This window comes from Streptomyces sp. NPDC044003 (genome assembly GCF_056435185.1).
On record NZ_JBWKFA010000002.1, the window covers coordinates 138,978 to 153,710 of the forward strand.

The 14,733-nt window shown below is 68.4% G+C and carries 13 protein-coding genes; 8 read left to right on the plus strand and 5 right to left on the minus strand.

The window, feature by feature from the left end; genetic code table 11:
- Positions 1-55: 55 nt before the first annotated feature.
- Positions 56-1,036 carry an ABC transporter ATP-binding protein gene (locus AC07AW_RS07315; protein ID WP_478814500.1) on the plus strand — a complete coding sequence of 327 codons (981 nt, stop codon included), beginning with the start codon at positions 56-58 and terminating at the stop codon, positions 1,034-1,036.
- A gap of 12 nt (positions 1,037-1,048) precedes the next feature.
- Entirely contained in the window at positions 1,049-2,317 is a 1,269-nt protein-coding gene (locus AC07AW_RS07320; protein ID WP_478814501.1) for a DUF445 domain-containing protein, read from the plus strand.
- A 62-nt stretch (positions 2,318-2,379) separates the two neighbouring features.
- Here the strand turns inward: AC07AW_RS07320 and AC07AW_RS07325 are convergent, their stop codons facing one another.
- A complete protein-coding gene (locus AC07AW_RS07325) occupies positions 2,380-2,682 on the minus strand; it encodes a hypothetical protein (protein WP_478814502.1) in 303 nt (100 codons plus the stop codon).
- Between the two features lie 61 nt (positions 2,683-2,743).
- On the minus strand, positions 2,744-4,510 hold the full coding sequence (locus AC07AW_RS07330; protein ID WP_478814503.1) for a DUF262 domain-containing protein: 1,767 nt from the start codon (positions 4,508-4,510) through the stop codon (positions 2,744-2,746).
- A gap of 198 nt (positions 4,511-4,708) precedes the next feature.
- Between AC07AW_RS07330 and AC07AW_RS07335 the strand changes: the two genes are divergently transcribed.
- Positions 4,709-5,488, plus strand: a complete 780-nt coding sequence (locus AC07AW_RS07335; protein ID WP_478814504.1) for a hypothetical protein — start codon at positions 4,709-4,711, stop codon at positions 5,486-5,488.
- Between the two features lie 41 nt (positions 5,489-5,529).
- Here AC07AW_RS07335 and AC07AW_RS07340 read toward each other — a convergent pair whose 3' ends face one another.
- Both AC07AW_RS07340 and AC07AW_RS07345 read right to left on the minus strand, forming a co-directional pair.
- Positions 5,530-8,667, minus strand: coding sequence for a DEAD/DEAH box helicase (locus tag AC07AW_RS07340; protein ID WP_478814505.1), 3,138 nt, complete (start codon positions 8,665-8,667; stop codon positions 5,530-5,532).
- A 91-nt stretch (positions 8,668-8,758) separates the two neighbouring features.
- A complete protein-coding gene (locus AC07AW_RS07345; RefSeq protein ID WP_478814506.1) occupies positions 8,759-9,757 on the minus strand; it encodes an SEC-C metal-binding domain-containing protein in 999 nt (332 codons plus the stop codon).
- Between the two features lie 63 nt (positions 9,758-9,820).
- On the opposite strand from AC07AW_RS07345, the gene AC07AW_RS07350 reads away from it, so the two are divergent.
- From AC07AW_RS07350 to AC07AW_RS07360, 3 genes are all read left to right on the plus strand, one after another.
- Positions 9,821-10,639 (plus strand): class E sortase, encoded by an 819-nt coding sequence (locus AC07AW_RS07350; protein WP_478814507.1) that lies wholly within the window; start codon positions 9,821-9,823, stop codon positions 10,637-10,639.
- Positions 10,640-10,803: 164 nt separating this feature from the next.
- Positions 10,804-11,229 (plus strand): hypothetical protein, encoded by a 426-nt coding sequence (locus AC07AW_RS07355; protein ID WP_478814508.1) that lies wholly within the window; start codon positions 10,804-10,806, stop codon positions 11,227-11,229.
- 83 nt (positions 11,230-11,312) lie between these two features.
- Positions 11,313-12,191 (plus strand): hypothetical protein, encoded by an 879-nt coding sequence (locus AC07AW_RS07360; RefSeq protein WP_478814509.1) that lies wholly within the window; start codon positions 11,313-11,315, stop codon positions 12,189-12,191.
- A gap of 85 nt (positions 12,192-12,276) precedes the next feature.
- Here AC07AW_RS07360 and AC07AW_RS07365 read toward each other — a convergent pair whose 3' ends face one another.
- Positions 12,277-13,644 (minus strand): MFS transporter, encoded by a 1,368-nt coding sequence (locus AC07AW_RS07365; RefSeq protein WP_478814510.1) that lies wholly within the window; start codon positions 13,642-13,644, stop codon positions 12,277-12,279.
- A gap of 91 nt (positions 13,645-13,735) precedes the next feature.
- Here AC07AW_RS07365 and AC07AW_RS07370 point away from each other — a divergent pair, with 91 nt between their 5' ends.
- Positions 13,736-14,266 carry a winged helix-turn-helix transcriptional regulator gene (locus AC07AW_RS07370; protein WP_478814511.1) on the plus strand — a complete coding sequence of 177 codons (531 nt, stop codon included), beginning with the start codon at positions 13,736-13,738 and terminating at the stop codon, positions 14,264-14,266.
- A gap of 90 nt (positions 14,267-14,356) precedes the next feature.
- Entirely contained in the window at positions 14,357-14,653 is a 297-nt protein-coding gene (locus tag AC07AW_RS07375; RefSeq protein WP_478814512.1) for a DUF6412 domain-containing protein, read from the plus strand.
- Positions 14,654-14,733 lie beyond the last annotated feature (80 nt).

Here is a 14,733-nt window from a genome sequence, read left to right on the forward strand (position 1 = left end):
CCGAGCGACAGAAGGCCGATCGACAAGAAGCTGATCGACAGGAAGCCGGAGGGGCATGCCTTTCATCGAACTGGAATCGCTGGAGAAGGTCTTCACGGTCCGCCGGAAGGCGGGCCTGATCCGCCGCGAGAAGCGGGAGGTCCGGGCGGTCGACGGCATCAGCTTCGGCGTGGAGCGCGGGGAGATGGTCGGCTACATCGGCCCGAACGGCGCCGGGAAGTCGACGACGATCAAGATGCTGACCGGCATCCTGACCCCGAGCGGCGGCCGGCTGCGGGTGGCGGGCATCGACCCGGCGCGGGAGCGCACGCGTCTGGCGCAGCGGATAGGGGTGGTGTTCGGCCAGCGGACCACCCTCTGGTGGGACCTGCCGCTGAAGGACTCGTACCGGCTGATGCACCGCATGTACCGGATCCCCGACGCCCGGTACGAGGAGAACCTGGCCCGCTGCGTGGACCTCCTGGACCTGGGGGACCTCCTCGACGTGCCCGTACGCCAGCTGTCCCTGGGGCAGCGGATGCGCGGCGACATCGCGGCGGCGCTGCTGCACGACCCGGAGGTGCTGTACCTGGACGAGCCGACGATCGGCCTGGACGTGGTGTCGAAGGCGAGGGTGCGTGAGTTCCTCCGCGACCTGAACGCGACCCGGGGCACGACGGTCCTCCTGACCACCCACGACCTCACGGACATCGAACAGCTCTGCTCACGGGTGATGGTCATCGACCACGGACGCCTGATGTACGACGGGGAGCTGGCCGGCCTGCACGCGGTGGGCGAGAGCGAGCGGCTGCTGATGGTGGACCTGGAGCGGGAGCTGGCGCCGATCACGGACGTGCCGGGGGCTCGTTTCGTACGGTCGGAGGGGCCGCGCCAGTGGCTGGCGTTCCCCGCGACGGAGTCGGCGGCCCCGCTGGTGGCGGCGGTGGCGGCGAAGTATCCCCTCCTCGACCTCTCGGTGCGGGAGCCGGACATCGAGGCGGTGATCGCGAAGATGTACGGGGGAACTCGGGACGAGCGCCGGGAGTCCCTGAGGTAGGAGGTCGAGTCGATGGTGAGTTTCTCGTACACGGCTGCGGACGAGGAGAAGAGCAGAGGCGTCCGCCGCATGAAGACCCTGGCGACATCCCTGTTGCTCGGCGTGGCCGTGGTCTACGCCCTGGCGACCTGGGCGCGGAACGAGGGCTGGGGGGCCTGGGCGGGCTACGTCGCGGCGGCGGCGGAGGCGGGCATGGTCGGCGCGCTGGCGGACTGGTTCGCGGTGACGGCGCTCTTCCGGCGCCCGCTGGGCCTCCCGATCCCGCACACGGCGATCATCCCGACGAAGAAGGACCAGCTGGGAGCGTCGCTGGGCACGTTCGTGGGTGAGAACTTCCTGTCGGCGGATGTCGTACGGGGCAGGCTGAAGGCGTTCGGCATCGGCCGCCGCCTGGGGCAGTGGCTGGCGGACCCGGCCCACGCCGACCGGGTCACGGCGGAGGCGTCGACAGCCCTACGAGGCGCCCTGACCGTCCTCCGCGACGCGGATGTCCAGGCGGTGGTGGGGGAGGCGATCACGCGCCGCGCGGAGGCGGCGGAGATCGCTCCGGGCCTGGGCAAGACCCTGGAGAAGGTGGTGGCCGACGGGGCACACCACAGGGCGGTGGACCTGATCTGCACCCGGGCGCACGACTGGCTGGTCACGCACGGGGACTCGGTGATGGACGCGGTGCAGGGAGGAGCGCCGGGCTGGACGCCACGCTTCGTGGACCGGAAGATCGGCGAACGCGTCTACAAGGAACTGCTCCGCTTCATCACGGAGATGCGGGACATGCCGGGGCACCCGGCGCGCGGCGCGATCGACCGCTTCCTCACGGACTTCGCGGCGGACCTCCAGGCCGACACGGACACGCGGGCGCGCGTGGAGCGCCTGAAGTCGGACCTCCTGGCGCGCCCGGAGGTCCAGGACATCATCGCCTCGGCCTGGTCCTCGGTCCGGTCCCTGATCATCGCGGCGGCCGAGGACGACCGCAGCCAGCTCCGCCTCCGCGCCCGCGCCTCCCTGATCTCCCTGGGCACCCGCCTGTCGACGGACACCCGCCTCCAGTCGAAGGTCGAGGGCTGGGCGGAGGACGCGGCGGCGTACGTGGTCACGACGTACCGCCACGAGATCACGTCCCTGATCACCGACACGGTCGCCGGCTGGGACGCCACCCAGACCTCCCGCAAGATCGAGGCCAACATCGGCCGCGACCTCCAGTTCATCCGCATCAACGGCACGGTGGTGGGCGCGCTGGCGGGGCTGCTGATCTACACGGTGAGCCACGCGGTGGGCGGCTGAGGGGCAGACCTTCCGGCGGGCCGGCCGGGGTGGATCACGCCTTTCCGCGTCAGCCGGCTGGATTACGCCTTCCCGCGCGTCACGGCCCAGGAGGCGGCGGCCATGCCCCCGGCGACGGAGAACACGGCGGGCCAGGCCCCGATCTTCTTCGCGAGCGGATGGGACCCGGCGAACGCGGCGACGTACGCGGTGGTCAGCCCCACGGAAGCCTTGACCCCACCCACCTGCTGCCACTCCCGCGCAGCCACACCACCGGCAGCAGCAAGCACGACACCCCCGAGGGGCCGCTTCTTGGTCCACCGAGCAACGGCGTAACCACCGACGAGCCCGGCGGCGGCGATGGCGGGGGAGGGGATGCGGGGCATGGCGGGGCCTTCCTGTCGATGGGGCGTCCTTTTGAGCGTACGAGCCTTCCCCTGGGCGGTGTCAGAGAGCCCCGTCGTTTCTTGCACCCACCGGCCACACATCGACCGCGATCTTGGCAAGGTCCGCCTGCCGTTCCTCGATTCCGCGGGCGCGCCAGCCGTCACCTTCGAAGTCCCAGAGGCGCTCGATTCCGGTCTCCTGTGTGATCAGAAGGGACGAGGAGCTGTAGGCGTCGACCTTCTCCGGGTACGCCTTGTTGGACGCGACGCGGTTCTTTCGGCCGTGCAGCAGGGTCTGGTTACCCAACCGGTTGACCCATGACGAGTGTTCGTCGAGTCGAAACTCGGACTCCGGGCTTTGCGGGTAGATGTGCTCCACGTGCACAGCTGTTGCGCCGGCCACCACCACGTCGTCGACGTCTGCATTGCGCCGCAGATGCTGCTCAATGACGGTGAGTAGGTAACGTGCCTGCGCGCTTCGCGGGATGGGAGCTTGAGCGAAGTCGGACTGGAAGGTTGCGTCGTCTGGGGTCCAGTTGGTGATCTGCTCGTACGCCGCCTCGGTGGGGAGGCCAGAGCTGATCTGCTTGGCGAGGTCGAACAGCTTCTCTTCCAGCAGGGTCGACTCGCGCCGTCCGACAACCGTCCAGCGGACGTAGTAGCTGATCAGAGCCTGCGTCACTCTGATCATCTGGATGTACGGAACCTTCTCGGAGATGGCGAGAAGCAGTGGGTAGGCAGCGTCGGCGCTGAGGCTTCTCACCTCGTCCAGCAGGCTGTCGAGCGGCTCGGTGCCTGTGCCCGAGGTGATGAGCTCGATGTATCGGCCCGAGGCGTTCTGTAATTCTGCAGCGAAGGTGCGCACCTCATACCGAGGCGTTACCGTGTCGAAGCGGTGCGTGAGATCCTTTCGGATCGTCGTGTACAAACTGTGCGAGCGGACATCGCCGTGTCGCGCAACCCAGAAGTGCCGCAAGAACTTCTCTATGTCCTCCCGTCGCTCGAACCCGTCGAGCAGGGATCGCCAAGCATTGTTTACTCGCTCCTTCTCCTCGTCGTTCCGGCTCTTTTCCATGAGGAAGTTGCGGACGAGGTCGACCGTTGAGAGGTCCTTGCCTCGGGAGTTGATGGTTTCAAAGACCTCGTTGGCATCGCTGGAAGTCGGCGTCTGAACCTCGACGAATACCAAGCCCTTGACGAGGCAATCGGCAAGTTCGTCGAGCCAGTCGAGGCGATCTTCCTCGGAATGGATGGGTTCAAGGGCTTGGGAGATGTGACTCTTGAATGACTTGTAGGAGTCTTCAATGAGCTTGTGTGAAGGTCGGGAGGGCTGCTCCGTTACGGTCATCCTGCCCCTGGCTTCATTCCAGTTCTGGATGTAGTCCTTGAAGAAGTCTCGGTCGAACAGGGAAAGCGTGAGGAAGTATTGCGGGTGCGAGTGTCGACCGTCACGGCGTGCTATGTAGTCGCGCTGGATGTTGTTTGCTATCACTCGCGCCTCGGTTGAAGCCATCGTCCCGAGGGTGTCCCTGATCGCTGCGATCAGGATCGTCGACGTAGTGAGGCGCTGTTGGCCGTCGAGGAGGGAGCGCGTGGTGATCTTGTCGTCGGTGATGGTGACGATGGGGCCGATGAAGTATTCCGAAGAGGCTTGGATTCCCGTGCGGCGCGCCCGCATGAACTTCTGAATGTCAGCCCAGTATGTATCCACCTCGCGCTTCCCCCAGGCGTATTGGCGCTGGCTGTCGTCCGGTACCACGACCGGCGGGTTGTTGGCTCCGATGAGCTGGCCGAGCGTCTGGCGGGCGGCGTTCTTGATGATGGCCATACTTTTCCTCCCAAGTCTGGCCAGAGGCTATCTCGCAGGGTGCTGGCTGGATTGCGAGTGGCGCAAACTACGTCAAGAGGTGTGTAGTTTGTCGTGAATTGTGCCCGAAGTGGCTCGCGCGAGAGGAAGGTGCCCGCCCTGTTGTGGGGTGTCTGATAGCTTCGTTTCTTCTTGCTGTCCAAGCTGTGAGGGTGGGGGATGGAGACGCGGATTCCCAGTACGAGCGCCCATGGCCTGCACGAGATTCTTGTGCGGGTGTGGGAGTCGGGGGCTCAGAACTTTCGGAGCGGGTGGGCCGATTCACTCGGTGCGGAGTGGGGGTCCTCGGAATTCGCCCGCCGGCACGCAGAGGTAACTGGCCTTCTTGCGGAAACCATCCAGCAGGTACATGCACTGCCCGATGCTCAGCGGGATCGCTATTCTCGTTACTTTCCGCAGTGGTGGACGGCCGTGGTTCAACCCGATTTGAACTGGGCGGATTCGGGTCGTCCAGCCCGTGTATTGGTGACGCAGGAGACCCTCGATCATCTGGCGTCGGCGGCTGATCTGTTGCAGAGCGTGCTGGGAGGCACGTGCTCCGCCCCCACGGGAACCAACCTGGAGGGTCTGAGGGAGAGTTGTGACTCCTGGCTCGAACTGCTGGCAGAGACTCCCGACGGAGAACTCGCGCCCGCTTTGCGAGACGAGATCGCCGCGCAGATCAGGCACCTTCTCTGGCTGATCGACAATGCCACCCTCTTTGGTACTGCTCGGATCTCTCGTGAGGCCACGTCAGTCATCGGATCGATCGCGCAAGCGTCCACAGGGCTCACCGGTCAAGACCTTCAGACCGGTGGGAGGTGGCGGCGCGGCTTCGTAGCATTCGTTGCCGCATCAGCCCTCCTCGCTACAGGCGCGACGCAGCTGCAGACGGCCATCGAAGCAGGCTCCGGAGTGGTCAAGGAGATCACTCAGGTCGTCGAGAGCGTCACGGGGTAGCCAGCCTGCCCGTCACCCCTGTCGGCGGCGGCGACCCCGTGTCAGCCCGCCGCGATCGTCGAGTACGTCCATACATCAGCGGGGATCTCGTGGCGCAGTTTCCATGTGATCCCCATCGGCTTGCTGCCCTTGTGCTCGACGTACTCGGCCGGGCCCAGGAACATCCACGGCTGGGGGCCGCCGATGTCGGTCTTCTTGTAGCGGCGGACGAACAGGAGGACGTGCGAGCCGTCTGCCTTGTGGGTCTGGTAGCGGCGGCCCGTTGCTGACGTGTCCGACGTCCGGTTCTGGGACTCCCAGTGGAAGAGCAGATCACTCAGGGTGTAGTCGTGATAGCGAGTCTGCGGAGAGAAGTCCTTCTCGTCCTTCTCAAGGGTGATGAACAGGGCATCGGTCTTGATGGCCTCACACCACTTCACGCCCTCGCGGAAGTGACCCGGGACATCGCGGTCCACGAAAGACTGGCCCAAGGCAGGCAGGATCTCTTCGCGGCTGTAGGAGGCGTGGACGGTCAGAGGGAGACCCGCGAGGGACCCCGTCAGGCTGATCGGGACGTGGTCGAGCCGGCCCCATGCGTGGGCCAGCACCTGACGGAGTTCATTCCGGAGGGCATGCTGGGACCGGAGCGACTCCAAGCCTTCCTCGTAGTTGGTGAAACCACTGAGCGGCCAGAGCGAGAAGTAGAGCATGCGAGCGAAGGCCTGCTCGCGCTCGCGCATGTTGGCGTAGCGAGGGGCATCGTCCTCAAGGATCGCGGAGTATGCGGCGATCCTCTCGGGATCGTCGGTGTGGTGGAAGGCTGAGACGCGCTTCAGGAGCGCCTCCTCGCCCTCCGGCGCCTCCTTCGGCAGCAACCCGGATCGGCGGAGAAGCCCCGTCCAAGAGTTGCCGTTGCCGCGGTAGATCTCCTTCAACTCCCGACCGCTCTCGTGCAGGTATGCCGAGAGTTCCAGCACGCCGTACCGCCTGACCTCCTGTGCCAGCTGTGTGACGTTGACGCTGATCTGGCTACGGATGTTGTCGATGATCAGTTCCTTGGCCTTCGACTCAAGGATGATCTGGCAGCCAGACGGCAGCTGGGGGAAGTCGCGCTCGATGTTGGCGAGGAGGCGGTTGCGCGTCAGGTTGGTCAGCGCACGGAACTGCTCCTCGAAGCGGAACTCCTTGCGGTGCTGGCCGATGAAGTCCAGGACCGTAAGGACCGCCTTGTTCTCCGTGCGGCGTAGCCCGCGCCCCAACTGCTGGAGGAAGACCGTGGCGCTGGAGGTGGGGCGCAGCAGCAGGAGGGTGTCGACGTCCGGGATGTCCAAGCCTTCGTTGAAGAGGTCGACCGAGAAGATCACTTGGAGCTCGCCGGCGCGGAGGGCGGCCAAGGCGGCCTTGCGCTGTTCCCGGGGCGTTTCGCCGGACAAGGCTTGCGCTTTGAGACCAGCGCGCTTGAAGTAGTCCGCCATGAAGGTGGCGTGGGCTACGGAGACGCAGAAACCAAGGGCGCGCATGCCCCCGGGGTTCGACACCTTCTCCCGTACGGCCTGAACGACGAGACGTGCTCGGGCTTCGTTGCCCGTGAACAGGTCACTGAGCGCCGCTGAGTCGTAGGCTCCACGCTTCCATGCCACGGCGCTCATGTCGGTGGTGTCGGAGATTCCGAAGTAGTGGAACGGGCTCAGGAGGTCGTTCTCCAGCGCTTCCCACAGGCGCATCTCCGCAGCGATGCGTCCGTCGAAGAACTCGTCCTGGACGTTGCGACCGTCCATGCGCTCCGGAGTTGCGGTGAGGCCCAGGAACTCCACGGGGCGGAAGTGGTCGATGATCCGCCGATAGGTCGAGGAGACGCCGTGGTGGAACTCATCGATGACGATGACGTCGAAATGGTCGGGGGACAGCTGCTCCAGCCTCTGTCCATTCAGCGACTGCACGCTTGCGAAGACATGTTGCCATCCGGCCGGTTCGAGACCGCTGTGCAACTCCTCGCCGAAGTTGGCGTCGACGAGCACGTCCTGGTACGTGCGCAGTGACTGGCGCAGAATCTCCTGCCGGTGGGCGACGAACAGCAGGCGCAGATTGCGGCCGTGCTGTTGCCGGAGGCGCTTGTAGTCCAGTGCGGCCATCACGGTCTTGCCCGTGCCTGTCGCGGCGACGAGAAGGTTCCGATGCCGGTCGTGGACGTCGCGCTCCACTTGGAGGCGCTCCAGCATGTCCCGCTGGTGGGCGTACGGGCGTACTTCGAGACCGGAGAGCGTGATCGGCTGGTCTGGTGCCGTGCTCGTGCCGTGGCCAGCTACCCGGAGCGCTTCGCTGAGTCGGGCGCCGTCGCGATCGGGGTCATACGCCTCAAATGCGGGGTCACTCCAGTAGGTGTCGAAGGTTGCCTCGAACTTGCGGACTGCATCCGGTGTGGCAACGGACGACAGCCGAACGTTCCACTCCAGTCCGTCGAGAAGCGCTGCCTTCGACAGGTTGGAGCTGCCGACGTACGCCGTGTCGTATCCGCTGTCTCGGCGAAAGAGCCATGCCTTGGCGTGGAGGCGGGTCGAGCGGAGCTCGTAGTTGACCTTCACCTCGGCGTTGAAGCGCCGAACGAGACGGTCGAGGGCCTGCCGCTCGGTCGCCCCGATGTAGGTCGTCGTGATGACCCGGATCGGGACGCCCCGCGCATGAGCTGCTTCAAGCGACTGCTCGATGACACGCAGACCGTGCCACTTCACGAAGGCACAGAGGAGGTCTACGCGGTCAGCCGTAGCCAGTTCTGCTCGCAGTTCGAATCCGAGGCTGGGGTCCTCCGGCGCGTTGGTGAGAAGGGCTGCCTCTGCCAGCGGGGTGGCCGGGCGGATGCGATAGACGCCCTGGGCTTCCTGCTCCGCGACTGCAAGGAGCTGGCGGGGACCATCAGCAACGAGCTCGACCCATTCACGGGCACCGTCGATGGTGTTCATGGATTCGAGGATGTGATTGGCCGCATGCACGTGCTCTGCCGCAGGTAGCCGTTCCAGGATGCGGCGCACTGTGTCGGACACGTGCTTCGCAAGGACGCGAGGAGAGGACTCGGGGCCGACGGCGTCGTCGATCGCATGGACACCACGACCTGCAAGCTCCTTGAGCTTCCCTTCGAGCCGCAGGGTTATCAACTGCTCGTAGAGACCCGTAACCGGCCCGTTGGAGTCCGACAGCTCGCTCATCGACATCCCCTCCCTGATCAACCGCACCATTGGTATCAGGCGTCACCGACAAACATCCGGTGATGCCTGATACCGATGGCTGGCGAGCCGGTCACTCCGCCCCGTGGCACTCCCCATAAGTCCGCCCCGACCCGCACCAGCACTCCGCACCCCGCCCCGGCGGCCAGGCCGTCGCTCGGGCGCGGGCCGCCAGGGTCGTGGCGTACTGGGGGAGGAGGTCCGCGTTCGAGGGGTGGGTGGATTCTGAGGCGGCGAACGCTTCGTAGGAGGGGACCGTGGCGCGGACGATGCCGAGGTTCGGGGTGCCGGCCTGGGAGAGTTCGCGGAGGGACGCTTCGATGTCCGTCAGGTGGGCCCGGTACGTGGGGTACTCCGCCTCCAGTTCCGGATAGGCCGCCAGGAGTTCGTCCAGTTCCGGTTCCGGCCAGTGGAGGACCGCGACCGGGAACGGGCGGGAGAGGGCCGTGCGGTACGTGCCCAGTTCCGAGCGGAGGCGGGTGATCTCCGCCTGGAGCTCCGCCGGGTCCGAGGAGCCGAGCGACCACAGGCGCTTCGGGTCGTGCAGTTCGTCCAGCTCGACCGTGCCCGTGTGCAGGCGGTCCGCCCGTACGTCCCAGTCGTCGTGCTCCAGCGCCAGCATGCGGCGGATGCGGTGGCGGGTGGTCAGCAGCGACTGGGTGGCGTGGGGGAGCTCCTCTTCCGGAATCGCCAGGAGGGTCGCCGCCTCCGTCAGGGTCGACTCCGCCGCCTCCAACTCGTCGTGCGCCTCCAGTGTCTCCGCCGCGATCTGCCAGGGCGCCGCGTCCGACGGCTTCGTCCGCCGGATGCCGTCGATGATCGCCCGCGCCTCGGCCTCGTGGCCGTACTCCCACAGGTTCGCCGCCTTCAGCGCCCTGATCAGGTGCGGATTCGCCGGCTCCCCGGAGAGGAGCTCGTCGTACAGGGCCGTCGCGCCCGGGCGGTCCCCCGCCAGTTCCCGGTGGGCCGCGGCCTGGAGGTACAGCGGCTCCCGGTCTCCCGGGTACTGCGCTGCCGTGCGCAGCAGACGCTCGGCTTCGGTCGTGTGGGCGGCAGGCGTGTCGGGGCGCATGCTCTCCACCGTACTGCTGTACGGGCCTGGAGAGTTGGCGCCTCAGCGCTTATCGTGCCCCGCGTGCGGGCCAGGGTGCGGGAGCGGGTGCCGGTCGTCGTCCAGACGGGAGGACGATCCCGTACGGGCGCACGCGCGCTGTGGCTGAGCGCCGAGACCGCCGTCACCTGCGGGGTTCTCATCCTGCTTCTTGTCGTCCATCAGCTCTGGTGGACCAATCGGGAGGCCCGCGCCGAGGCCCGTGACCAGGTGCGGGTTCTTGAGCGGGAGTGGGACATCTCTCCCCCCGGTGAGTCTGATCCACCCGATCGATCCGATCCATCCGATCAGCCCGGTGGGGCCGGCGTGTCCGATTCGTTCGGCGAGTCGGAGTCTCCGGCCTCTTCCGCGCCCGCCGTCGCCGGCGGCTCCCGCCCCGCCCCTGCCCCCGCCCCCTCCTCCGCCTTCGCCGTCCTCCGTATCCCCCGGCTCGGGCTCACCGTCCCCGTCGCCGAAGGCGTCTCCAAGCGGTCCGTCCTCGACAAGGGGTACGCCGGGCACTACCCCGGCACCGCCGGGCCCGGGCGCGTCGGGAACTTCGCGCTCGCCGGGCACCGGAACACGCACGGCGAGCCCTTTCGGTACATCAATCGGCTCGGGCGAGGAGACGAGATCTCCGTGCGTACGCGTGCGCGTACCTACGTCTATCGCGTTGATCTTGTGCTCTCCTCCACCTCTCCCCGCGATGTCGGGGTCATCCGCGCCGTTCCCCGGTCTCTCGTCAAGCCCTCCTACGGGTACGACGCCCCCGGTGCCTATCTCACCCTCACCACCTGCACCCCCGAGTTCAGCAGCACCTACCGGCTCGTCGTCTGGGCCAAGCTCGTCTCGACACGCGGCTAGGGGGCGCCCGTTCCACCTGTCCCGGGCGTCCCGGGTGTCCCGGGCGGGCGCCGGGACAGCGGAATCCCGGATTTCCCCGGCAAGGATTCGAATCGGCCCGGCAGGGTTCTGATCACTGCCGGGTGGACGTGGATCCCTTCGTCGAAATCACTAGGAGTGACGACATGCGTCGTATCCGTACGCTCACGCTGACCTCGGGCGCCCTCGCTCTGGCCGGTCTCGCCGCCACCTCCGTCGCGCTCGCGCCGGCCGCCTCGGCCTCGGCCCAGGGCTGCGTCGTCAGCAGCATCACCACCGGCGGGTGGGAGCAGCAGGGCACCATCGCCACCAAGGCCTCGAGTGGCTGCCTCGACCTCAACCTGACCTACTCGTACAACACCAACAGCCGTACGTACGACTACTACGGGGGCCGCTACAAGAAGTCCAACGGGACCTGGGTCACCGGTTCCCGGGGCTACGTCCAGGCGTGGGACGGGTACCACAGCATCAACGACTCGACCATGGCGCTGGTCACCGACCTCTCCGCCGGTACACAGTTCACCGTCGCCAGCTACATGGACGGTGGCGACAACGTGCAGATCACCCACTGATCTGTCGGTCCTCCGACCTACCGTGGGGCCGCTTTCGGGGCGGCCCCACCGTCCCTGGAACAAGCGTGAAGGTGTGGGGTGTTGTGGTGCTGAAGATGCGGGTCCTCGCCGCGGTCCTCGGCGCTGTCGTCGTGTCGACCGTTCTCACGGCTTGCGGGGCTTCCGCGCCCGGTTCCTCCGCGCCGTCCCTCTCCCTGCCGTCGGGCGATCCGCGGCCTCCCGGTGTCCGGAAGGGAGTGCCGCAGGACATCACGGCCATGATCCTGCCCGCGACCGGTGCCGACACCCGGCTGACCCGGGGGCTCGACGGCTTCGCGCAGATGCTCGGGCATGCGCGGCTCCGCGAGTGTGTCCAGCGGCAGGGGGTGAGCTTCCCGGACGTTCCCCCGCCGGCGTACATCGGCTGGTCCGACCTCCCCGACCTCGAATTCATCGGGCGTCACGGCCTCACCCTGAACGTCCCGGTGCCGCAGGCGGAATCACCGGTTCCGGTCGGCCGGAAAGACCCGGAGGCGCAGCGGCGCTGTGAGCAGGACGCCCGCGCCGTCGTCAAGGAGTTCAAGGACCTCTACGGACCGCTCCAGTCGCAGTGGTGGCCCGAGGTCTCCGCCGTCCGTGACGACCCGCGGTCCCGCGAGGCCCTGCGGGGGCTCCCCGACTGTCTCGACCGGTACGGCATCCACGTCGACGGCCAGGAGGGCTTCTTCGCCCTGGTCGACCGTACGGTCCAGAGCGTCGAGGACCCGGCCGAGGCCGCCCGCGCCGACCGGGAGCTCGGGGCGGCGTACTCCGCGTGCATGGCTCCCGTGGAGGTCGTGCGCGAGCTGCTGCGCATCAGTCGCCGAACGGTCTTCCAGGCATCTCACCGCGATGAGATCGCCGCTCTGCGGCGGACGCTGCCCTCCCGCATCCGTGAGTTCGAGCGGCGCTACGGGGTCACGTTCGCCCAGCCCGTTCCATGAGCCTCTCCATTTCCGGGGGTGTTTCCAGGAGACGATCCGCCTGCCCGTTCCGTGAGCGCTCCACGCGCACGCGTACTTCGGGATCTCACCCGCGTCTCCTCCCCAGTACGAGCGTGAGCACCCCTCCCGTGGCCGCCAGGCCCGCCGACACCAGGAGTGCCGTGTCCGGGCCCGTCGTCAGCAGGGCCAGCGTCAGGGCCACCCCCGCCGAGGAGCCGATGTAGCGGGCGGTGTTGTTGGCGCCCGAGCCCATCGCCGCCCGCTCCGGCGGCACCGAGTCCACCGCGAGCCGGGGCAGCGCCGCGTTCAGGAGGCCGCTGCCCGCGCCCGCCACCAGGAGACCGGGAACGATGCGCGGCCAGGGGCCCTCCAGGCCGCCGAGAAGGGTGAGGATCCCCGCCGCCGACAGGGCGAAGCCCACGGCCAGTTGGTGCGCGGCGGAGAGCCGGCCCGCGAGTCGGCGCGCCTGGAGCGCCGCCACGAACGCCGTGCCCGACCAGAGGAGGAACAGCCACGCCGAGCCCAGCGGCGACATCCCGGCCCCGCCCTGCAGCAGTGCGGGCACCACGCTGAACAGGCCGATCACCGCCAGGCCCGTGAACAGCGCCCCGAGCGTCGACGCCAGGAACGCCGGCCTCCGCAGCAGCGCCAGGTCCACCATGGGCGTACGGCTCCGGTGCTCGACCGCCACGAACAGGGCCGTCAGCGCGGCGGACGCAAGCAGCAGGAGCCCCACCGGGGCCCGCAGCCAGCCGTCCCGGCCCAGCGTCAGGGCCGTGAGCAGCGCCGCCAGGGCCAGGCCGAGGGCGAGCGCGCCGGGGATGTCCGGGCGCCCGCTGTCCGACGGGGCCTTCGTCTCCTTCGGCAGCGTCCCCGCCCCCACCGCCGCGATCGCCAGCGCCGCCGCGCCGAGCGTCCCGTACGCCAGGCGCCAGTCGGCCAGGCTCAGCGCGCCCGCGAGGAGGGGGCCGAGGGCGATGCCGCCGCTGACGGACGCGCCCCAGATCCCGGTGGCCCTGATCCGGTCCCGGCCCGCCGGGTACGCGTGGGCGAGCAGGCCCAGGCTGCCCGCCAGGACGGCCGCGCTCGCCGCGCCCTGCGCGATCCGGGCCGCGGTGAAGGTGAGCGTCGAGCCGGCGAAGGCGCCGAGCGCGGTGGTGAGGCCGAGGGCGAGGGTGCCGAGGAGGAAGACCCGGCGCCGTCCGTGCGCGTCGGCGAGGCTGCCGGCCACCAGAAGGAGGACGGCGAGGCCGAGCGGGGTGCCGTTGAGCAGCCAGGCCTGTGCCGAGGCCGGGGTCCCGAAGGCGGCGGCCATGTCCGGCAGGGTCAGCATCGGGGCCGTGTAGTTCATCAGGGCGACCGCGGTGGCGGCGGCCGTCACGGCGAGCGTCGCCCGGGGGCGGCCGGCGCGGGTGGGGGACGCGCGCCGGGTCGTGGTGGCGAGCTGGGACATGGCAGGGACCTCCACCCTTCGGTTCGGTGAATGAACTCACCGTAGCAGGGTTGGTTCGTTCAATGAACCTTGCATCGGTACGATGGATCCCATGGCTCTCGGTAAGGACTACGCCCAGCAGCAGTGCTCCATCGCCCGCGCCCTGGAGGTCATCGGCGAACGCTGGACCCTGCTCGTCGTCCGCGACGTCTTCTACGGCGTCCGCCGCTACAACGACTTCCTCGTCCACCTCGGCATCCCCCGCGCCGTCCTCGCCGCCCGCCTCCAGGCCCTCGTCGAGGCCGGCGTCCTCGACCGGCGCCGCTACCAGGAGTCGCCCCCGCGCGACGAGTACGTGCTCACCGAACGCGGCCTCGAACTCTGGCCCGTCCTGCGCGCGCTCGGCGCCTGGGGCCGCGGCGAGGTCCCCGGAGCCGTACCGCTGCGCCACTTCCACCACGCCGACTGCGGCACCGAACTCGGCCCGTACGGCGACTGCCCCTCCTGCCGCATCCCCGTGCCGCTCGCCGACGTCGAGATGCGGCCCGGCGCCGGGCTCGACCCGGACCCCGCCGACCCCGTCAGCCGCGCCCTCCTCCGGCCCCGCCGCCTCCTTGTCCCCCTGGAGCACGCGAGTTCCTGAAGGACTGCGGGAACTTCCGCGCCTTCCCGTGCGTCCTCACCCTGAGACATGCAGATGAGGGAGTCGGAGAGAGTGAGAGGAGGTGGCGGGATGACCATCAGGGCCCTGGTCCTGCGCCTCGTCGCGCCCCTGTTCTTCCTGCTCGCCCTCGCCGACCTGCTCCTCTCCGACGGTGCGAGCCTCTCCGCCGCCGTCGCCCTCGCCGCGACCGGCGTCGTCTGCGCCCTCTTCGGAGCCCGTACGGCCCCGGCCGTGCAGCCCACCGCCGTCCGCACCGCCATACGCGACCGCGAGCGGCGCACCGCCTTCCTGCCCCAGCGCGACCCCGACGCCGCAGGACGCCGCAGACCCCGCGCTCCCGGCCGTCTCCTCCCGACGGCCGCGTAGGGAGCCCGTACCGCCGTACCCGTACAGCCCGTACCTGTACGGCCCGTACTCGTACAGTCAGTACCTGCACAGCCGGTACT